We start from the raw sequence: 257 nt of genomic DNA on the forward strand, positions 1-257 counted from the left end.
GTTCTCTTTTCCTAAAGTTGTCGCCAGATCAACATCTTCAACAGTACCAAATATAAATTCAGTTCTTTCATCAGCAAGGGGTTCAAGATATTTCCTTTGAAATAAGGGAAACATTTCATCAGGAATGTAAAGCTTACCATTTCTGTCCAGGTATGCGGAAAACCAAAAAGGAAATTTAGGCTTATTATCTTTTAAATGGACCAGATGATCGGATACAGGTTTAAGTTTGAAAGGAGCAATTACCACGAATAAATGAT

The 257-nt window shown here is 35.0% G+C and carries 1 protein-coding gene; it reads right to left on the bottom strand.

Annotation, left to right across the window (positions count from 1 at the left end; translation table 11 throughout):
* A partial coding sequence (locus tag SB772_RS42915) for a hypothetical protein (RefSeq protein ID WP_410838883.1) occupies positions 1-257 on the bottom strand: 257 nt, incomplete at both ends.

It is taken from the genome of Paraburkholderia sp. SIMBA_030 (genome assembly GCF_046535245.1).
Lineage (GTDB): Bacteria > Pseudomonadota > Gammaproteobacteria > Burkholderiales > Burkholderiaceae > Paraburkholderia.